17 protein-coding genes are annotated in these 19,068 nt (G+C 70.3%); 10 read left to right on the top strand and 7 right to left on the bottom strand.

Annotated elements, in window-relative coordinates; genetic code table 11:
* Positions 1–6 precede the first annotated feature (6 nt).
* The 5 genes from ASC56_RS05605 to ASC56_RS05585 all read right to left on the bottom strand — a co-directional run bounded on the left by ASC56_RS05605 (position 7) and on the right by ASC56_RS05585 (position 5,974).
* Positions 7–900 carry a carbohydrate ABC transporter permease gene (locus ASC56_RS05605; RefSeq protein WP_055490054.1) on the bottom strand — a complete coding sequence of 298 codons (894 nt, stop codon included), beginning with the start codon at positions 898–900 and terminating at the stop codon, positions 7–9.
* Positions 901–902: 2 nt separating this feature from the next.
* Positions 903–1,844: a carbohydrate ABC transporter permease gene (locus ASC56_RS05600; protein WP_055490053.1), complete on the bottom strand. Its 942-nt coding sequence runs from the start codon at positions 1,842–1,844 to the stop codon at positions 903–905.
* Between the two features lie 2 nt (positions 1,845–1,846).
* Positions 1,847–3,178, bottom strand: coding sequence for an ABC transporter substrate-binding protein (locus tag ASC56_RS05595; protein WP_055490189.1), 1,332 nt, complete (start codon positions 3,176–3,178; stop codon positions 1,847–1,849).
* Between the two features lie 103 nt (positions 3,179–3,281).
* Positions 3,282–4,493, bottom strand: a complete 1,212-nt coding sequence (locus ASC56_RS05590; protein WP_055490052.1) for an ROK family transcriptional regulator — start codon at positions 4,491–4,493, stop codon at positions 3,282–3,284.
* A gap of 386 nt (positions 4,494–4,879) precedes the next feature.
* Positions 4,880–5,974: a mechanosensitive ion channel family protein gene (locus ASC56_RS05585; RefSeq protein WP_234376849.1), complete on the bottom strand. Its 1,095-nt coding sequence runs from the start codon at positions 5,972–5,974 to the stop codon at positions 4,880–4,882.
* 304 nt (positions 5,975–6,278) lie between these two features.
* On the opposite strand from ASC56_RS05585, the gene ASC56_RS05580 reads away from it, so the two are divergent.
* From ASC56_RS05580 to ASC56_RS05565, 4 genes are all read left to right on the top strand, one after another.
* The gene (locus tag ASC56_RS05580) at positions 6,279–6,815 is read left to right on the top strand and encodes an HNH endonuclease (protein WP_055490050.1); all 537 of its coding nucleotides are present in this window, start codon (positions 6,279–6,281) and stop codon (positions 6,813–6,815) included.
* 340 nt (positions 6,816–7,155) lie between these two features.
* Entirely contained in the window at positions 7,156–7,395 is a 240-nt protein-coding gene (locus ASC56_RS05575; protein ID WP_055490049.1) for a hypothetical protein, read from the top strand.
* Positions 7,396–9,525, top strand: a complete 2,130-nt coding sequence (gene malQ, locus ASC56_RS05570) for a 4-alpha-glucanotransferase (protein WP_055490048.1) — start codon at positions 7,396–7,398, stop codon at positions 9,523–9,525. It begins immediately after the preceding gene.
* Positions 9,526–9,582: 57 nt separating this feature from the next.
* Entirely contained in the window at positions 9,583–9,813 is a 231-nt protein-coding gene (locus ASC56_RS05565) for a hypothetical protein (RefSeq protein ID WP_055490047.1), read from the top strand.
* A gap of 271 nt (positions 9,814–10,084) precedes the next feature.
* Here ASC56_RS05565 and ASC56_RS05560 read toward each other — a convergent pair whose 3' ends face one another.
* Positions 10,085–10,654 carry a TetR family transcriptional regulator gene (locus ASC56_RS05560; protein WP_055490046.1) on the bottom strand — a complete coding sequence of 190 codons (570 nt, stop codon included), beginning with the start codon at positions 10,652–10,654 and terminating at the stop codon, positions 10,085–10,087.
* A 99-nt stretch (positions 10,655–10,753) separates the two neighbouring features.
* Between ASC56_RS05560 and ASC56_RS05555 the strand changes: the two genes are divergently transcribed.
* On the top strand, positions 10,754–12,247 hold the full coding sequence (locus ASC56_RS05555; protein WP_055490045.1) for an FAD-dependent monooxygenase: 1,494 nt from the start codon (positions 10,754–10,756) through the stop codon (positions 12,245–12,247).
* Between the two features lie 38 nt (positions 12,248–12,285).
* Here ASC56_RS05555 and ASC56_RS05550 read toward each other — a convergent pair whose 3' ends face one another.
* The gene (locus ASC56_RS05550; RefSeq protein ID WP_055490044.1) at positions 12,286–12,588 is read right to left on the bottom strand and encodes a hypothetical protein; all 303 of its coding nucleotides are present in this window, start codon (positions 12,586–12,588) and stop codon (positions 12,286–12,288) included.
* Between the two features lie 213 nt (positions 12,589–12,801).
* Here ASC56_RS05550 and ASC56_RS05545 point away from each other — a divergent pair, with 213 nt between their 5' ends.
* From ASC56_RS05545 to ASC56_RS41660, 5 genes are all read left to right on the top strand, one after another.
* Positions 12,802–13,926: a tyrosine-type recombinase/integrase gene (locus tag ASC56_RS05545; protein ID WP_055490043.1), complete on the top strand. Its 1,125-nt coding sequence runs from the start codon at positions 12,802–12,804 to the stop codon at positions 13,924–13,926.
* On the top strand, positions 13,923–14,249 hold the full coding sequence (locus ASC56_RS05540; RefSeq protein WP_055490042.1) for a helix-turn-helix transcriptional regulator: 327 nt from the start codon (positions 13,923–13,925) through the stop codon (positions 14,247–14,249). Before ASC56_RS05545 ends, ASC56_RS05540 begins: the two co-directional genes overlap by 4 nt.
* A 602-nt stretch (positions 14,250–14,851) precedes the next feature.
* Positions 14,852–16,639: an XRE family transcriptional regulator gene (locus ASC56_RS05535; RefSeq protein ID WP_159039597.1), complete on the top strand. Its 1,788-nt coding sequence runs from the start codon at positions 14,852–14,854 to the stop codon at positions 16,637–16,639.
* 1,409 nt (positions 16,640–18,048) lie between these two features.
* Positions 18,049–18,633 (top strand): hypothetical protein, encoded by a 585-nt coding sequence (locus ASC56_RS05530; protein ID WP_159039596.1) that lies wholly within the window; start codon positions 18,049–18,051, stop codon positions 18,631–18,633.
* A 189-nt stretch (positions 18,634–18,822) separates the two neighbouring features.
* A complete protein-coding gene (locus ASC56_RS41660; protein ID WP_234376848.1) occupies positions 18,823–19,047 on the top strand; it encodes a hypothetical protein in 225 nt (74 codons plus the stop codon).
* Positions 19,048–19,068: the final 21 nt, after the last annotated feature.

Below are 19,068 nucleotides of genomic sequence, written 5' to 3'. Positions count from 1 at the left end.
GTCGTACTAGCCCTTCACTCCGGTGAGCGTGACACCCTCGACGAACGCCTTCTGGGCGAAGAAGAACACGAGGATCACTGGGGCCATGACCAGCACGGTCGCGGCCATGGTGAGGTTCCAGTCGGTGTGGTGCGCGCCCTTGAACGACTCCAGGCCGTAACTGAGCGTCCATGCGCCCGGGTTCTCCGAGGCGTAGATCTGCGGGCCGAAGTAGTCGTTCCAGGCGTAGAAGAACTGGAAGAGCGCGACGGCGGCGATGCCCGGCCTGGCCATGGGCAGCACCACCTTCAGCAGGGTCCGCAGATCACCGCAGCCGTCGACCTTCGCCGCGTCCAGGTACTCGTTCGGGATGGTCATCAGGAACTGGCGCAGCAGGAAGATGGAGAACGCGTCGCCGAACGCCATTGGGATGATCAGCGGCCACAGAGTGCCCGACAGATCCAGCTGCTTCGCCCAGAACAGGTACATCGGGATGATGATCACCTGCGGTGGCAGCATCATCATCGAGATCACCAGCATGAGGGACAGACCGCGGCCCCGGAAGCGGAACTTGGCGAGGGCGTACGCGACCGGGATCGACGACACGACGGTCAGGACCGTGCCCAGGCCGGCGTAGACCAGCGTGTTCTTCCACCAGGTGAGGAAGCCGGGCGTGTCGAAGACCTTCCGGTAGTTGCCCCACTCCCAGGAGTGCGGGATCAGATCGCGGCTGAGCGCCTGGGAGTCGCTCATCAGCGAGGTCAGCAACACGAACACGAAGGGGAGCGTGAAGAAGAGAGCGGCGGCCACGCCCAGGGAGTGGACCGCGATCCACTCCAGGGCGGCTCTGCGCCGGGCGGAGCGTTCGGCCGGTGAGAGGGGTGCCCGCAACTCCAGGGGCTTGTCGAGTACTTGGGTCATGGTCAGTCACCTGCCAGGTTGAGACCGCCCCGGCGCCGCATCAGGAACGCGGTGAACACCATCGACAGGGCGAAGAGCACGAGCGCGACCACACAGGCGGAGCCGTAGTCGAAGCGCTGGAAGCCGAGGTTGTAGACGAGCTGGGGCAGGGTGAGCGTGGACTTCTCGGGGTAGCCCGGCTCGAACTGCGTCCCCGCGCCCTGGATGACGCCGGAGGCGACCTTCCCCGCGATCAGGGGCTGCGTGTAGTACTGCATGGTCTGGATCACCCCGGTGACCACAGCGAACATCACGATCGGCGAGATGTTCGGCAGGGTGACGTACCGGAAGCGCTGCCACGCGGACGCTCCGTCCAGTTCGGCGGCCTCGTACTGCTCCTGCGGCACGTCGAGCAGCGCGGCCATGAAGATGACCATGAGGTCGCCGACGCCCCACAGGGCGAGCAGGGTGAGGGCGGGCTTGGACCAGGCGGGGTCGTTGAACCAGCCCGGAGCCGGGATGCCGATCGTGTCGAGCATCGCGTTGACCGGTCCCGTGCCGGGATTGAGGAGGAAGGCGAAGGCCATGGTGGCGGCGACGGGCGGGGCGAGGTAGGGCAGGTAGAAGAGGGTCCGGAAGACGCCCGTGGCCGTCTTGACCTTCGTGATCAGCAGGCCGACGCCGAGCCCGAACACGACCCGCAGGCTGACCGTGATCACGACCAGCCAGAGGGTGTTGCGCAGGGCGGGCCAGAACAGCGGGTAGTCGTGGAAGACATACGTCCAGTTCTGCGCCCCGCTCCAGGCCGGCGGCTTGAAGCCGTCGTAGTGCATGAACGAGAAGTAGACCGTGGAGATCAGCGGGTACGCGAAGAAGACCGCGAAGCCGATCAGCCAGGGCGACATGAACGCGGCCGTCCGAAGCGCCGCGCGGCGGCGCTTGGACGCGAGGGTGATCGTGCTCATGGCTACTTCGCCTGCGCGATGTCCGTGTCGATCTGCTTGGCCGTGCTCGCCAGCCCGGCCTTGAGGTCCTTGGCCTTGCCGCTCTCGTAGTCGTAGCCGAACTGCTGGATCGTCACGAGGTACTGGCCGCCGTTGATGGACGCGGGCGTCGTCGTCGAGTTCGGATCGGCGGCGATGTCCAGGAACGTCTTGAAGCGCGGGTCGTACTTCAGCTTGGGCGACTTCAGCGCGGCCAGCGTGGACGGCACGTTGTGGATGTCGTTGGCGAAGCCGACCACCGCGTCGGTGTCCGTGGTCATGTACTTCACCAGCTCCCAGGCCGCGTTCTGCTTCTTGCTGGTGGCGGCGACGCCCGCGATGGTGCCGGTGATGTAGCCCTTGCCGTACTGGGCGGCCTGGTCGTCGGGCACGGGCAGCGGGGCCACCCCGATGTCGAACGCCGGCCTCGCGTCCAGGGCCATGCCCAGGCGCCACTCACCGTCGAGCTGCATCGCGACCTGGCCGGTGTGGAAGGGGTGCTTGGGGCCCCACTCGTCACCCAGCTGGGAACGGTACTTCTCCAGCTTCTGGAAGCCGCCCAGTTCGTCCACCAGTTGCTTCTGGAGCGTGAAACCGGCCGTGAAGGCGGGGTCCTTGGCGAGGTTCGACTTGCCGCCCTTGTCGAAGTACGTCGGCGAGAACTGGGCGAAGTAGTGCTCGGTCGTCGACTCCCAGCCGTGGTAGTTCGGCATGAACCCGAGCTGCTTGTAGCTGTCGCCGTCGGTGATCGTCAGCTTCTTGGCGTCCGCCTCGAACTCGGACCACGTCCTGGGCGGGTTCTTGATCCCGGCCTTCGCGAAGGCGGTCTTGTCGTAGTAGAGCCCGTACGCGTCGCCCAGCAGCGGCACCGTGCAGCGGTTGCCGGCGTACTGCGTGTACTCGTTCATCGCCTTCGGGAAGGTCGTGCCCGGGTCGATGCCCGCCTTCTCGAAGAAGGGGTTGAGATCGACGAGGGCGCCCGAGGAGCAGAACTTGCCGACGTTGTTGGTGGTGAACGAGGAGATGACGTCGGGTGCCTTGTCGCCGCCGGTGCGCAGCGCCTGGTTGATCTTGTCGTCGGTCATGTTGGCGACGACGTTGACGTGGATGTTGGGGTGCGCCTTCTCGAAGCCCGCGATCAGCGCGTTCACGGCCTTGGTCTCGGTGGGCGCGCTCCAGGCGTGCCAGAAGTTGATGGTGGTCTCCTTGGACGTGTCGTCGTTCGCGCCGGAGGAGGACTGGCCGGTACAGGCGGTGGTGAGGAGAGCGAGGGACGCGGTGAGGACGAAAGCCGTCTTTCGGATCACTTCGGGCATGACTTCGGGCATGACGGGGTCTCCCTGGGACGGGCGGGGTGTGGGTTCGACCTGGGCGGGTGTCGGGACCGGGGGGCAGACCGGGGTGGGGCCCGGCGGGTGCTCAGCGCGAGGTGTCGAAGACCTCGTCGCGGGTGGTCGCCAGCGCGCTCTCCAACGCGCCGCGCACCACGGGGTGTTCGCGTACGTCGCCGATGACCAGGCGCGGCCGGGACGCGGCCAGCTCCTCCAGTTCTGCCTGGAGCAGGGACCGCAGCGGCTCGCCACCGGCGGTGAGCGAGGCGCCGCTGAGGACGACGAGTTCGGGATCCAGCACCGAGACGAGGGCGGCAAGACCGGTGGCGAGCCGTGTCGCGTACGTCTCCAGGAGGCGCCGGTGGGGGCCCGTGGCGCTGTCGGCGCCCTGGGCGACGAGGGCGGCGGCGACCTCGGTGTACGGGCCGGTGGGCAGGTCCTTGACGCCGAGTTCGCGGGCCAGCTTCGGGAGGGACTGGGAGCCGGCCAGCTCCTGGTAGCCGCCGCTGTTGGCCTTGGTCACCTGGCGGACCAGGGGGGCGCCGGGCACCGGCAGGAAGCCGACCTCGCCGGCGCCGCCGGTCCAGCCGCGGTGCAGCCGGCCGCCGAGGACGAGGGCGGCGCCGAGACCGCCCTCGTTCCACAACAGGACGAAGTCGTCGTGGCCCCTGGCCGCACCGAGCCGTTGCTCGGCGAGGGCGACGAGGTTGACGTCGTTCTCGTACTCGACGGGCATCGGGAGCGCGGCGGCGAGTTCGTCCAGCAGGGCGGGGGAGTGCCAGCCCGGCAGATGCGAGGCGTAGCGCAGGCGGCCGGTGGTGGGGTCGAAGGCGCCCGGGGTCCCTATGACGACGCGGTGCACGTCGGCGATGGCGAGCCCGGCGGCCTTCACCGCGCCGCCGAGGGCGTCGGTGACCTGACGTACGACGGGATGCGCGGGGCGGCGGCCCGGGGTGGGCAGCTCGTGTGTGCCGACCGTTCTGCCGGTGATGTCGGCGACGGCGGCGAGGATGCGCTCGGGGGTGACGTCGACGCCCGCGACATGGGCGGCGGTCGGGTTGACGACGTACAGCTGGGCGCTGGGGCCCGGGCGGCCCTCGCTCGTGCCGGTCATCAGGACGAGGCCGGCGGCTTCGAGTCGGGCGAGCAGCTGGGAGGCGGTGGGCTTCGACAGGCCGGTGAGCTTGCCGATGCGGGTGCGGCTGAGCGGACCGTGCTCCAGAAGCAGATCGAGGGCGGCGCGGTCGTTCATGGCGCGCAGCACGCGCGGGGTGCCCGGCGTACCGGCGGATCCTGCCATGTGTGTCGCCACCTGCCTTTCAACGGCCCAGCTTCGCAGCGGGGCCGCCGGGAAGTCCACCGGGTGATCCTCCTCCGGGACGGTGCCGTGGCCGGGCAGCCCCCCCGAAGATCACTGTTAGGAAAGTTTCCTATTGCTGAGAGGAAAGTAGGCCCGGTGTCGTGGAGGCGTCAATACCGGCCACTGCCGGCAACCAAGTCGTTACCTGGGCGCGGGATGGCTACGGCGCAGGTCGAGGCCGCGTATCGCGGGGCGGTGGCCGAGGGCCGCCGCGCGGCGTTCCGGGCGTGGTGGCGGAACTGGCTGAAGCGGTGGGCGTACGTGGGCGTACGACGGGAAGGGCGCCCGGAATCCTCCGGGCGCCCTTCCCATGTGTCCCGTGGGTGCTACTTCGCGGCCGGGCGCGGCGGCAGGATCGCGGACGCCGTCTCCGTCTGGGGCGAGGCCGAGTTCGAGTACGCCGACGGGGCCGCCATCGTGGCCGTCGGGTCGGCCGGGAGCTCGTCCTCCGGCACGGTCGGCAGGCCACCCACGATACGGATGTTCGCCTCGTCGAAGGCCCGCTTGATGCGCCAGCGCAGCTCGCGCTCCACCGCCACGGCCTTGCCCGGCATCGTCTTCGCCGAGACGCGCACGACCATCGAGTCCAGCAGCACGCTGTCCAGGCCGAGCACCTCGATCGGCCCCCACAGGCGCTCGTTCCAGGGCTCTTCCTTGCTCATCTGCTCGGCCACCGCGTCGAGGGTCGCCCTCACCCGGTCCAGGTCCTCGCTCGCGCGGACGGTCACGTCCACCCCGGCCGTCGCCCAGCCCTGCGAGAGGTTGCCGATGCGCTTGACCTCGCCGTTGCGGACGTACCAGATCTCGCCGCCGTCACCGCGCAGCTTGGTCACGCGCAGGCCCACCTCGATCACCTCGCCGGAGGCGACCCCCGCGTCGATGGTGTCGCCGACGCCGTACTGGTCCTCGAGGATCATGAAGACGCCGGACAGGAAGTCCGTCACCAGGTTGCGCGCGCCGAAACCGATCGCCACGCCCGCCACACCCGCGGAGGCGAGCAGCGGCGCCAGATCGATCTGGAAGGTGGACAGCACCATCAGCGCGGCCGTACCCATGATCACGAAGGACGCCACCGAGCGCAGCACCGAGCCGATCGCCTGCGAGCGCTGCCGGCGGCGCTCCGCGTTCACCAGCAGGCCGCCGAGCGCCGTGCCGTCCACCGCCTGGACCGTCCGGTTCATGCGGTCGATCAGCTTGGTGATCGCCCGTCGCACCGCCACTCTCAGTACCGCCGCGATCACCAGGATCAGGACGACCCTGAGGCCGATCGCGAGCCAGGTGGACCAGTTCTGCTCGACCCAGCTGGCGGCTTTCGTCGCGCTCTGCTGGGCGTCCTGCAGCGTGGCAACCCCCGGAGCCGTCGTCTCCGAGGGAGCCGGCGTCGGCGTGGCGCCGGTGGCCAGTAGGGCGGGCAAGGACACGGCGGGTACCTCCATGTGCGGTGTCTGCCTCCGGCGCTGGCGGTCAAGGTCACGGAAAGGACACCGGACGGCAGAGGCACCACACTAACGGGGCATCGTGTGGGGATCGTCGCGGTGTCCGAAGGAGAGACCGTGCTCACCTGGGGAAGTAAGGGGGCGCTCGGCGGGGGATGCTTCAGGTGTGGTCGAAAACACTCCCAGCCCGTTACCGGGACATGGTGGCGCTTCCACCAGGCATGAGGGGAGACTGGCTGCAGATCGTCCCGGCGCGAGCCACGCGCCGCCGGCGTACAAGGAGGCATCCGTGCCGCATGTCCTGGTCCTCAACGCGTCGTACGAGCCACTCGGCGTCGTACCGCTCCGCCGCGCGCTCGTCCTAGTCCTCGAGAACAAGGCCATCTGCCTCGAGGAGTCCGGCGCCTATATGCACAGCGCAACCGTCACCGTCCCCGCGCCCAGCGTGGTCCGGCTGAAGCGATTCGTGCGGGTTCCCTACCGGGGGCCCGTTCCTCTTACCCGGCGCGCGCTCTTCGCGCGTGACGGCGGCCGGTGCATGTACTGCGGTGGCGTCGCAACCAGCGTCGACCACGTCATTCCGCGCAGCCGCGGTGGTCAGCACGTCTGGGACAACGTCGTGGCGTCCTGCAGGCGCTGCAACCACGTCAAGGCCGACCGCCATCTCTTCGAGATCGGCTGGCGGCTCCGTCACAAACCCGCTCCGCCCACCGGTCTGGCGTGGCGCATCATCGGCACCGGGCATAGGGACCCGCGCTGGCTGCCATACCTGCAGCCGTACGGCGCGGATGACGCCTTGGCCCGGATCGACGGCATTTCCGCCTGACGATCCGGGCCTTCGCGTTCCCGGCCGCCTCCTGACCGGCCCCGCGCACCGCGGGGCCGGTCCGCCGTCGTGGCCCGGGGTTGTCGTTTCAGGGGCTCTGTCTCTGCGTCGGCACGTCCGGCCCGTGAGCCCGGTCGTGTGCGTCACGCATCGAGTCGGTGGTCCGCTTCGTTAGGGTGTCGACGGGAGTGGCCCATGTGTCGCATGTGTCCCTCGTGACGGACCGCAGGGGACGGGTTGTGAACAGAGGCACCTCGCTCGTCCTCGTACGTCTGCGAACGCGCCCACTGGGTAGGCCTGCTCTCACTCGCATCCGTCGTACGACGACAAGGAGGCCTCCGTGGCCGCACCGGCACACCCCCTGCTCCCGGCCCCGTCCAAACGGGACGCGGAACCGTCCGCCGACCCCGAGACCCTGCTGAGCGTCCTCAGCGCGGAGGGCGCCTACGCGGCGGCACCGCTGACCAGCGAGCCGCCGCTGCCCGACGCCGAGCCCCTGACCAGCGAGCCCCCGCTCGCCGAAGCCACCCACCTGACCAGCGAGCCCTCCGCCGTCGGCCCGGACGCCACGGGGTTCTAGATGACGCCGGCCGACCCCGCGCGCGACGAGACGCCCCTGGCCCGGCTCGCCGCGCTGCACGGCGTGGCCACCTCCTACCGCCCCTCTCCGGACCGTACGGTCGCCGTGTCGGACACCGCCGTCACCGCCGCGCTGGCCGCGCTCGGGGTCGACGCGAGCACCCCGGACGCCGTACGTCACGCCCTCGCCGCGCGCGAGACGGAGCTGCGCGAGCGGCTGCTGCCACCGACCGTGGTCGGCTGGGGTGGACGGCCGCCCGCCGCGCTCGCCGCCCTCCCGGACGGCACCCGTCTTCGCGTCGAGACCGAGCAGGGCGAGATCCGCGCCTCGGCCGAGCAACTGCCGCCCGGCGTCCACCTGTTGCACGTCACCGCGCCCGACGGACGCACCGCCGACGCCCACCTGGTCGCCGCGCCCGCCCGGCTGCCCGCACCGCCGGCCCGCTCCTACGGACTGCTCGTCCAGCTCTACTCCCTGCTCTCCGGCCGCTCCTGGGGCATGGGCGACCTGGGTGACCTCGCCGAGCTGACCGCCTGGGCCGGGCGCGCGCTGGGCGCCGGGTTCGTGCAGGTCAACCCGTTGCACGCGGCCGTACCCGGCGCCCCCACCGACCCGTCGCCCTACCGTCCCTCCTCGCGCCGCTACCCGGACCCGGTGCACCTGCGCATCGAGGACGTCCCCGAGTTCCCGTACGTCGAGGAGCGGGCCCGCCTCCGGGCCCTGCTGGAGCGCGCCGCGCGGCTGCGGGAGACCGTCCTCGACAAGGGCGCGCTGATCGACCGCGACGCCGTGTGGGAACTCAAGCGCGAGGCGCTCGAACTCGTGCACGCCGTCCCCCTCGGACCCGGACGGCGCGCCGCGTACGCCGACTTCCTCGCCGAGGAGGGGGAGGTGCTGGAGGACCACGCGACCTGGTGCGCGCTCGCGGAGGTGTACGGCTCCGACTGGCAGAACTGGCCCTCCCGGCTGCGTGATCCGCGCTCGGCCGAGACCGCCCGCGCCCGCCGCGCGCTGCTGGACCGCGTCGACTTCCACTGCCGGCTCGCCTGGCTGACCGACGCCCAGCTCGCCACCGCCCAGCGCACCGCCCGCGACGCCGGGATGGCGGTCGGGCTGATCCACGACCTCGCGGTCGGCGTGCATCCGGGCGGCGCCGACGCCTGGGCGCAGCAGGAGTACCTCGCGGGAGGCATGTCGGTGGGCGCCCCGCCGGACGCCTTCAACGCGCGCGGCCAGGACTGGGGCCTGCCCCCCTGGCGCCCCGACCGCCTCGCCTCCTGCGGCTACGCCCCCTACCGCCGGCTCCTGCGCGCCCTGCTCCGGCACGCGGGCGCCCTGCGCATCGACCATGTCATGGGCCTGTTCCGGCTGTGGTGGGTGCCGCAGGGGCAGCCGCCCACAGAGGGCACCTACGTCCGCTACGACGCCGAGGCGATGCTCGCCGTCCTGGTTCTGGAAGCCTCGCGGGCCGGGGCGCTGGTCATCGGCGAGGACCTCGGGACGGTGGAGCCCGGGGTGCGCGAGGCGCTGCACGAGCGCGGGGTGCTCGGCACCTCCGTGCTGTGGTTCGAACGGGACTGGGAGGGCAACGGGCAGCCCCTGCCGCCCGAGCGCTGGCGAACGGACTGCCTGGCCACCGCCACCACCCACGACCTGCCGTCGACCGCCGCCCGGCTCACCGGCGAACACGTCGATCTGCGCGCCCGGCTGGGCCTGCTGACCCGCCCCCTGGACCAGGAACGCGCCGCGGCGGCCGCCGACACCCGCGAATGGCTCGCCCTGCTGTCCCGGCTCGGCCTGCTGAAGGGGACGGGCGGAGGGGGCTCGGCGGTCGCGGAGGAGATCGAGATCCAGGCCGTGCACCGCTTCCTGCTGCGCACCCCCGCCCGTCTGGTCGGCGTCTGGCTCCCCGACGGGGTGGGCGACCGCCGCCCGCAGAACCTGCCGGGCACCTGGGACCAGTACCCCAATTGGCGCCTGCCGATCGCGGACGCGGACGGGCGCCCCATGACCCTTGAGGACCTGGCGGCCGCTCCGCGGCTGCACGCGCTGGTGAACGTACTGCGGGGGAGGGGCACGCCGGGTGAGGACGACGGTGAGCCACCGAGAGCGGCTGGGGCGGGGGCCTGAGGCCTCAGACCGCACCCCGGCCGCGCGGGCCGTTCAGGCGTTCGCTACTTTTGCACCGTGGACAAGAAGAACGCCCTGCGCGCCGGCGCCCTGGCCGCCGGTACGACGCTGATCACGCTGCTCATGTCGTCCCCCGCCCTCGCGCTGACCCGCGACGACGGCGACGACCCCGGCAAGTCCCTGAGCATGGCCTCGACGCTGGGGCTGTTCGTGGCGGCGCCGATCGTGCTCTTCCTGGTCATCGCGGGCCTGGTCATGGTCACCGACAAGTCCCGCAAGCGGGGCTGACCCCCGTCCGGACAGCCGCGGGTGCCGCCCGCGGCCGTCGGCCGCATTCGGCCATCGGCATCTCTCGGCGAGGGAGTCCGCGCACCCGTCAGGCGCGCGGACTCCCTCGCCGTTTCACCCGGACGTACGGCACCCGGACGTAGGGCACCCGGACGTACGGCACCCGGCGCTTGCCGCGGCTACGGGTGGCGCCTCTACGGGTGGCGCCCCCACGGGTGGCGCCCCCACGGGTGGCGCCCCTGCGCGTGCGCTCCGCCAGGGGCGGGGTCCGCTACGGGTGCGGCGCCGTGAGGTAGCGCTGCACCGTGGGGCCGAGCCAGGCCACGACCTCCTCGGGAGCCAGGGCGACGGCCGGGGGGAGCTTCAGCACGTATCGCGTGAGCGCCAGCCCCAGCATCTGCGAGACGATGAGCCCGGCGCGGGTCGGCGCCTGCTCGGGGTCCGGGCAGGCGTGCCGCGCGACCGGCAGCAACTGGTCCCGGAAGACCGCCTGCAACCGCTCGGCCCCCGCCGGGTTGGTGACGCCGACCCGCAGCATCGCCGTGAGCACGTCGTTGTTCTCCTCCCAGAGGGTGAGGAAGTGGCTCACCAGCACCTTGCCCATGTCGTGCCGGCCCAGCCGCTGAGGGTCGGGCATGCGTAGATCGACGTCGAGGACCGCGTCGAAGAGGCCCTCCTTCGATCCGTAGTAGCGCATCACCATGGACGGGTCGATGCGCGCGTCCTTGGCGATCGCGCGGATCGTGGCGCGTTCATAGCCGTCGGAGGCGAAGCGCTCACGGGCGGCGGCGAGGATCGCGGTGCGGGTGGCGTCGGAGCGGCGGGGTGCGTTCTCGGACATGCCAACAAACGTAGGCCAACGTGTGTTGACAGTCCAGTGGGGTCACCCTATGTTGGCAAACGGGCGTTGGCCTACAGGCGTTGGCATCAGGAGGTCGCCATGGCAGGCAAGACCCGCACCACCGCTTCTTCCGGTTCTTCCGGTGCTTCCGGTAACGGCACCGCCGCCGGTGTCCTCGTCGTCGGCGCCGGTCCCACCGGACTCCTCCTCGCCGGCGATCTCGCCGCCGCGGGCATCCCCGTCACCCTCGTCGAGAAGCGCCCCCACCAGATCAGCAATCTCTCCCGGGCCTTTGCCCTGCACGCCCGCACCCTGGAGCAGCTCGACGCCCGCGGGCTCGCCGACGAGCTGGAGGCGACGGGGCAACCCCTCTCCGACCTCCGGCTCTTTGGCGGTCTGACCATCCGGCTGGGCACCCTCCCCTCCCGCTTCAACCATGTCCTCGTCCTCCCGCAGTACGAGGTGGAGAAGGGGCTGGAGCGGCGCGCGGTGGAGGCCGGGGCGCGGTTCGCCTACGAGACCGAGGTCACCGGCCTGAGCCAGGACGCCGACGGCGTGACGCTGCACGTCCGCCGGGCCGACGGCGAGCCCGGTGAGATGCGCGCCGCGTACGCCGTCGGCACCGACGGTCTGCACAGCGCCGTCCGCCAGGCCGTCGGCCTGCCCTTCCCCGGCAAGTCCGTCATCCGTTCCGTCGTCCTGGCCGACGTCCTCCTCGAGGAGAAGCCGGAGCAACTGCTGACCGCGAACGCGGTCGGAGACGCCTTCGCCTTCATCGCGCCCTTCGGTGACGGCTACTACCGGGTCATCGGCTGGCGCCGCGACCGCAACGTGCCCGACAGCGCGCCGCTCGATCTGGACGAGGTCCGGGAGATCGTCCGGCGCTCGCTCGGCCATGACTACGGCATGCGCGACGCCCGCTGGATGTCCCGGTTCCACAGCGACGAGCGGCAGGCGCCCGCGTACCGCGTCGGGCGCGTCTTCCTGGCCGGGGACGCCGCGCATGTGCACACCCCGGCCGGCGGCCAGGGCATGAACACCGGTCTCCAGGACGCCGCGAACCTCTCCTGGAAGCTCGCCGCCGTCCTGCACGGCCACGCCGACCCCGGCCTCCTGGACACCTACCAGTCCGAGCGCCACCCCGTCGGCAGGTCCGTGCTGCGCAGCAGTGGCGGGCTCGTGCGGCTGGCGATGGCCGAACGCCCCTGGACCCTGGCGCTGCGCGCCGCGCTGGCCACCCTTGTCTCCCATGTCGGTCCGGTCCGCCGGCGGGCCATGGGCCAGATCACCGGCATCGGGTACGCGTACGCCGCCCCGCGCGGTGCCCACCCCCTCGTCGGCAGGCGCATCCCGGACGTCGCACTCACCGGCGGCCGGCTCTACGAGGCGCTGCGCGGCGGCCGGTTCGTGCTGATCACCCCGCGGGCGTTCGACGCGGACGGCCGCAAGGACCGGCTGACGGTGGGGCACTGGGCGAGTGGGCGGCGTACGACCGTGCTCGTACGGCCCGACGGGTACGTGGCCTGGGCCGCGGAGGCGCCCGACGCCGCGCGGGTCGAGGAGGCGCTGGTCAGCTGGACGGGCCGGAGCTGACCGTACGCGCATCCCCGCGCGCGACCGGCTCACCGACCTCAGGCCCGGGACGTCCCCTGCGCGGGCCGGCGCCCCCGCCACCACGTGCGCAGGCACAGCAGATGAACGCCGCCCAGCGTGATCACCACCGCCGCCGAGTCCAGTCGCTCGCCCGCCGAGTGACCGAGGCCGAGCCGGGTCACCGCCCGGGCGAACAGCGTGATGTCCGCGGGCAGGGTCACCGTGGCGAGGAACGCGAGACACAGCGCGGTGCCCACGACGAGCACCACGCTGTACACGCGGACGGCCCTGCGTTCGTGTGCGGGCAGGCCGTGGCTCGGGTCGGGCACGGCCTGCTTCATCGTCCTGGCCTACCTGACCGGGATGCGCCCGGCCGAAAACGGGGCGGAGTTGCATCTGATGCAGCACTCCACAGGGTCCAAGTAAGCGTGAATCAGCAGGTGATGGGCGTCTGCTCCGTCATCCTCTCGCACTGCGCAGGCGATCTACCAGGGACTCTTGCGCTTCAGCGATGCCATCCCAACAATGATGCGTCTAACGCAACGGAGGTTGGAGTGGCGAAAGCGGCCGATTTGGCGGGTGCGGCACACCTGATGCTCGTGGACGGGATCTCCTACCTGGAGCCCGCGCCTGCTGTGTTCGAGGCCATGCTGGAGGGGTGGACCAAGCAGCAGCGGGCCCGTTTCCTGAAGTGGGACGGGACCATCAAGCCGCGGCTGTCGCTGGTCCGCCGGTTCGCCGAGTTCTCTAACCAGTACCCGTGGCAGTGGCAGCCGGCGGAGTTCGAGGCATTCATCGACCATCTGCGCACGAAGACGCCGACGTTCACGGTGGCGAGTGGCCGCAACTACCAGAACCACCTGCGGCTGTTCTGCGAGTACATCACCGATCCGCGCTACGGCTGGATGTCCGTCTGCCAGGAGCGTTTCGGCGAGGTGCCGGTCCAGATCCTGCACGAATGGAACACCGTCACCCACGTCAGTGAGTACGAGGGCGACCCGAGCCGCCGACCGCTGACCTACGACGAGATCCAGGACCTGTTCGACGCTGCCGACGGACGGGTCGAGGAGATCCGAAAGCGCGGCCGCAAGGGCGCGTTGACCGCGATGCGCGATTCCGCCCTGATCAAGACCTACTACGCCTACGGCATGCGGCGCCGGGAGAACGTCGGCCTCGACCTCGCCGACCTGCGGCGCAACTCGAAGGCCCCGCAGTACAAGCGCCACGGGGCGGTGTTCGTACGCTGGGGAAAGTCTTCCAAGGGCAGCCCGCCCAAGCGCCGCACCATCTTCACCGTCCCCGAAATGGACTGGATCGTAGACGACCTCGACCACTACCTGACCGAGGTCCGGCCCCGCTTCAACGTGGGCAAGCACCCGGCGATCTGGGTCACCGAACGCGCCGGTCGCCTGTCACGCCGGTCGGCGAACGAAGCCTTCGAGGCCGCCAAACAAGCTGCTGACCTGCCCGAAGAACTCGAATTGCACTGCCTGAGACATTCCTATATCACACATTTGACCGAATTTGATTACCCGGAACGGTTCATCCAAGACCAGGCCGGTCACGGCTATGCCAGCACGACGGCCCTTTATACGGGTGTCTCGGACGAGTACCGCAACCGGCTGCTGCACAAGAAGTTGGGCCAGCGTTACCCGGGCATCTGGGAGGACCCGCAGTGATCAAGAAGATGGGCTACCGCTGGAACCTGCGCAAGCTCATGGCCGACAGGGATATGTTCCAGACCACCGACCTGGTGCCACTGCTGGCCGAACGGGGCGTCAACCTCTCACGCGAGCAGGTCTTCCGCCTGGTCACGCAGCCGCCGCAGCGGATGTCGATGGACACCCTCGCGGCTCTGTGCGACATCCTCGACTGCCAGCCCAACGACCTCATCGAGGTTCAGGTCGTCAACGAAGAGGTACGCAAGACCGCCGGCGGCGAGACGCCTGGCCCGCTTCCGGCCGTGTGCCGCACCTCGATCCGGCGGCCGGAGGGCCTGTGAGCGCATCCTCTCCGACTGCTCCGTCAACCGTCGCCCGGCTCGCTGCGCAAGCAGCCCGCTTGGAGGCCGCGACGGCCGCCGCCGTCGGCCACCTCACCTCGGCTCTGCCGTCGCTCGTCCGCGAGGACGCCGAGGCCGCGCTGGTGACCGCGGTGCCGATCCCCACCCGCGGGTCGGCTCGCTACCTGGAAGAACTGGCTGGACACCTCGCGGCCCACCCCGACGCGCTGACGTCAGGCAGCTCGCTCTGTCCACCGGTCCTGCTTCGGCTCGCTGAAGCTCTGCACGATGCCGGGCACCCTGTGGTCCGTCCCGGATGCGCACATTGCGGAAAGATCCGGTCTGACCTGCGGCAACTCCGCCCTGAGGGGCGCCTCTGCGGTTCGTGCGACGCCCGAAGCCGTAAACGCGAAACCTGCGCACGGTGCCACCGTGACGGCCAGCGCGTCGTCGCCCGTCGCCCCGAGGGACCGATCTGCAACCGTTGCTACCGCGCCGACCCCACCACGTTCGAGGAGTGCGCCGAATGCGGGCAGCTCCGACACCCGGTGGTACGACGGGACGACGGCCGAGGGCTATGCATCAAGTGCTGGAAACGCCCCATGCACACTTGCGTGAGCTGCGGAAAGTCCGCAGCCGCCGCCCTCGTTGACGACGACGGCGCACTCTGCCACCTCTGCTACAACCGTCATCGCCGGCCACGGCGGCTCTGCGGTCGGTGCGGACAGCTCAAGCGCATCGCCCGCAACGCGCGCGACGGGCAGCCGGACCTCTGCGACGGCTGCTACCAGGGCCCCGAGGCGACCTGCTCGATCTGCAGCCGGGTCCGCCCCTGCGCCAGTCGCGACGAACAGGGACAGCCGGTCTGCGCCACCTGCTACCAGCGTCATCGCACTGGCGAGCCGTGCGCCCGCTGCGGCCGGACCAAGCCGGTCAACACCCGTTGGCCGATCGGGCCGGTCTGCATGACCTGCTACACCGCTGTGCTCCGCTCACCGGCCGAGTGCCCTCGCTGCGGCACGGTCCAGCCGCTGATCGCGCGGGATGACGACGGCGCCGAGGTCTGCGGACCATGTGTCGGGTTCGCCGCCGACTACACCTGCAGGCAGTGCGGCCGGACCGGCAACCCCCACAGCCGCGGCCAATGCGCTCACTGTGTGCTCGCCAAGCGGGTCAACGCCCTGCTGGCCGGGCCCGACGGCACGATCGCCGCGCAGCTGGAACCGCTCGCGGCCGCGCTGGCGGACGCTCCCTCACCGTTCCCCGCCATCCAGTGGCTCAAGGAGAGCCCGAACACCAAGCTCCTCGCCCGGCTGGTATCCGAAGGGAACGAGCTCAGCCACGAGCTGCTGGATGAGCTTCCGCCCAGCCGGAACCAGCGCTACATCCGCCAACTACTCGTCCACACCGGCGCCTTGGAGGAGCGCAATGAGGACCTCGAACGCATCCCGGGCTGGCTGGAGCACGAGCTCGCGGGCAAGCCGACCGCACACGCCAATCTCGCCCGCCCGTTCCTGAACTGGTTCCTGCTCCGACGCGCACGTCAGCGGGCGGCTATCCGCCGCCATCCTGCCTCCCCCGACCGCGACCTGCGGCGCCGCGTCAGCGTCGCCCTGGACTTCCTGGCCTGGATGGACCAACGTGGCCTGGCCCTCGCCAACCTCGCCCAGGAGCACGTCGACGACTGGATCGCCGGGGCCACCAGCCAGCGGCGCTACCTGATCCGCTACTTCCTGAAGTGGACCACGAGTCGTCGGCTCACCCGTGAGCTGACCGTCCCCTCCATCCCGAGCCAGGAGCCCCAGGACCTGCTCGACGACGACGATCGCTGGCGGCTCCTCCAACGCTGCCTGACCGACGATGCCCTGCCGACGGATGTCCGGGCCGGCGGCGCGATCACCCTGCTGTTCGGCCTGTCCACCGAACGCCTTTGCCACCTGACGCCTGAACACCTCAAGTTCGGTGACAAGCACGCTCACCTGGTCCTGGGACGCCACCCCGTCCTGCTGCCTCCACGGCTCGCCGAACTCCTTCGGCAACTTGCCGAACAGCCCCAACTCCGGCCGCAGCTCTCGCGAGCCCACCCAGGTCCTCAGTGGCTCTTCCCGGGCATGGTCCCGGGCAAGCCGATCTCGACGCACAGCATGACCCAGAAACTCAACCGGCACGGCATCCTGGTTCGCACCGCGCGGAACGGGGCGCTGGCCGCCCTCGCTGCTGATCTCCCCAGCCCGATCCTCGCCGACGTGACCGGGATGCATCGCCACACCGCGCTCCGCTGGGTCGCCTACGCCCGACGCGACTGGGCCGAGTACCTCGCCGCCCGCGCCGAGGACGAGGCCAACCGGACTCCTACTCGACCTACTGTCTTGAACCGTCGAAGTCGGTGAGCGCCAGCGAGGTCAAGGGGAAGATCTTCACAGTGCTCAGGCCATGGGTCCCAGCGCCTCGCATCGGTTTATCCAGGTAATTCGACAGCAAGCCAGCTACTGTTCCGGTGCCCTGTTCGATGACTGCGGCGGATGCGAGCCTGGCGGGCACATGAGGGCCAGCGGCGACTATCGCGCCCTCACTGACAGCAAGGACCTTGTAATCATAGGACGTTCGGACAGGAGTTCCAGCAAGGTCCATCCAGCCCACGATCTTCAGGTCTGCGCCGACCGCAGGAAGCGAAAGGAGTCGCTTCGCAGGGGTGACCGGTGTCCGGGCCCGGAGGATGGCAGGCTTGTCCGGGCCACTCCACCCAACCAACTCGGCTGTTGCGTCGCCACTTGGCAGCCCAGCGAGTACCGGGGCACTGTCCGGTCGAGCGTCGTGCCTACCGTCGGTGAGCCCGTAACCCATTGTCACCCAATATCCAGGCGCGACGAACACGCCGTTCGTTCGAATGACGCACCCGTCCTCGTCTCGTGCCAAGACACCGGCTACCGCGTCGATGCTGCGACGCATGCGCAGGGGAACGACGAAGCCAGTGCGGAGCAAGCCCCATCCGCTTACCCCCGCTGTCATGGAAGCGACCAGAGGAACCCAGCTACTGAGTCCGGCCACTGATGCACCTGTTGCGAGAACGCTTGCGCCTACAAGCGTGAGCGTGGATGCACTGGCCCTGGCCTGCTGCAGCAGGGTGCGTCCCTCGCGGCGAAGCCGTACTGCGCCCGAATCGGTTGTAGGTATGAGGCGCTGATGGTCTACCGCTTCAGGTTCATCCACGACGTCAGTCTGGCGCATCGTCGCGGCGGCGGTCCCCTGTTCGCTTGCCTTGTGACATGCCGGTCCACCTCGGCCCTTGAGGAGTCCCCCTCCGACAGGAGGCTAGACATTGCCTGCCTATAGTGCACGGTTGGAATAACTCCCTCCCGCCAGTAGTGCTGGGCCTGCAGACCGGGTGCTGCCCGGAGGTCGCCTCCGGGCAGCACCTCATCCACGGGCGCGAGTTCAAAAACGCCTTCGACGAGGACGGCAACCACCACTCCGCCGGGCGCCTGCGCGAGGTGCCCTGGGTGGCGACCCCTCCCGTGGTGAGGGCGATCCGCGTGCTGGAGAAGATCGCCCCGGCCGAAGGTCTGCTGTTCGACGCGGCCACGCGCACCTTCGTGAACACCCCCACGCCCAGCACAACCTCCCTGCGCTATTCGAGGCTTCGCACGCGCATCGAGGCATTCGTCGCATGGGCCTCGCGCCTGGCCCAGCGCCTGGGACGGGACGGCGAGGTCATCCCCCACGATCCGCACGGCGCGATCGGCCTGGCCCGATTCGCCGCACCCTGGCCTGGCACATCGCACGCCGCCCGGGCGGCCTGGTGGCGCTGGCCATCCCGTACGGGCACATGCGCACCGCGGTCAGCGGCGGATACGCCGCCCGCGGCCGCGACGGGATCCACCAGCTGCTGGACATCGAAACCGCCCGGGCCACCGCCGACACCCTCACCACCCTCCACGACGACCTCGCCCGCGGGGTGGGGATCTCCGGGCCGGCCGCGCGCCGCGCGATCCACGCCGCGACGCAGGCGCCGGCCTTCGCCGGGTCGATCCGCACCCACCGCCAGGCCCGCGACATCCTCGGCAACCCGGCCCTGACCGTCTACGACGACCCGCGCTCCTTGCTGATGTGCGTCTACAACCGGGACCGGGCCCTGTGTCACCGCCTGGACGCCGACGACGCTCCGCGCCTGGACCGCTGCCGGCCGTCGTGCGCGAACATCGCACGCACCGACCGCCACGCCGACGAACTCGTGCAGCACGCACAGATGCTGGAGAAACAGGCCGCCTCGGAGGCTGTGCCCGACCCGCTCGCCGACCGGCTCACCCGGCGTGCCGACCATCTCCGTGGTCTGGCCGACCGCCACAACAACGATCGCATCCACTCCCAGGAGCCGACCGCATGAGCCCTGTCGCAGACGAGCGCGGCCGCATCGGTGCCGCGATGGACCGCATCCTGCGCGGCACTCCCGAGTACTCCAACGGCGCCCTGACGATCGTTGCTCTTGCGCTCGAAGCCGGTGTCCCGCGCAACGCACTGACCCAGCGGCACACCGACCTGAAGAATGAGTTCTACGACAAGGTCCGCGCCCGAGGTGGAACTCCGGACAGTGAGCGGCGCCTGCGCGAGCGGATCCGCCGGGCTGAAGGAACTACGAGCCGCCGACGCCGAGGAGCTCGCCCAGCTCAAAGCAGACGTCGAGGCACTGGTCGGCGCCCTACACCAGGCCACGATGGAGAACCTTCACCTGCGCCAGCAGCTCGCCGACCGCCATGCTGTGATCCGCGCGCTGCCCACGCAGCCTCCACTCGGCAGGTAGCCGGTCTGCCGCCGAAAACGG

It is taken from the genome of Streptomyces sp. TP-A0356 (assembly GCF_001417775.1).
Lineage (GTDB): Bacteria > Actinomycetota > Actinomycetes > Streptomycetales > Streptomycetaceae > Streptomyces.
The sequence above is the reverse complement of the archived record's forward strand: the minus strand, read 5'-3'. Positions and strand labels throughout refer to the sequence as shown.

Bases quoted from the DNA above. Each gene is read 5' to 3' on its own strand.
- ASC56_RS05555 (WP_055490045.1), top strand. From the start codon at position 10,754: ATGGCAGGCAAGACCCGCACCACCGCTTCTTCCGGTTCTTCCGGTGCT.
- ASC56_RS05600 (WP_055490053.1), bottom strand. From the start codon at position 1,844: ATGAGCACGATCACCCTCGCGTCCAAGCGCCGCCGCGCGGCGCTTCGG.
- ASC56_RS05605 (WP_055490054.1), bottom strand. From the start codon at position 900: ATGACCCAAGTACTCGACAAGCCCCTGGAGTTGCGGGCACCCCTCTCA.
- ASC56_RS05595 (WP_055490189.1), bottom strand. From the start codon at position 3,178: ATGCCCGAAGTGATCCGAAAGACGGCTTTCGTCCTCACCGCGTCCCTC.
- ASC56_RS05560 (WP_055490046.1), bottom strand. From the start codon at position 10,654: ATGTCCGAGAACGCACCCCGCCGCTCCGACGCCACCCGCACCGCGATC.
- malQ (WP_055490048.1), top strand. From the start codon at position 7,396: ATGACGCCGGCCGACCCCGCGCGCGACGAGACGCCCCTGGCCCGGCTC.
- ASC56_RS05535 (WP_159039597.1), top strand. From the start codon at position 14,852: ATGCACACTTGCGTGAGCTGCGGAAAGTCCGCAGCCGCCGCCCTCGTT.
- ASC56_RS05550 (WP_055490044.1), bottom strand. From the start codon at position 12,588: ATGAAGCAGGCCGTGCCCGACCCGAGCCACGGCCTGCCCGCACACGAA.
- ASC56_RS05590 (WP_055490052.1), bottom strand. From the start codon at position 4,493: ATGGCAGGATCCGCCGGTACGCCGGGCACCCCGCGCGTGCTGCGCGCC.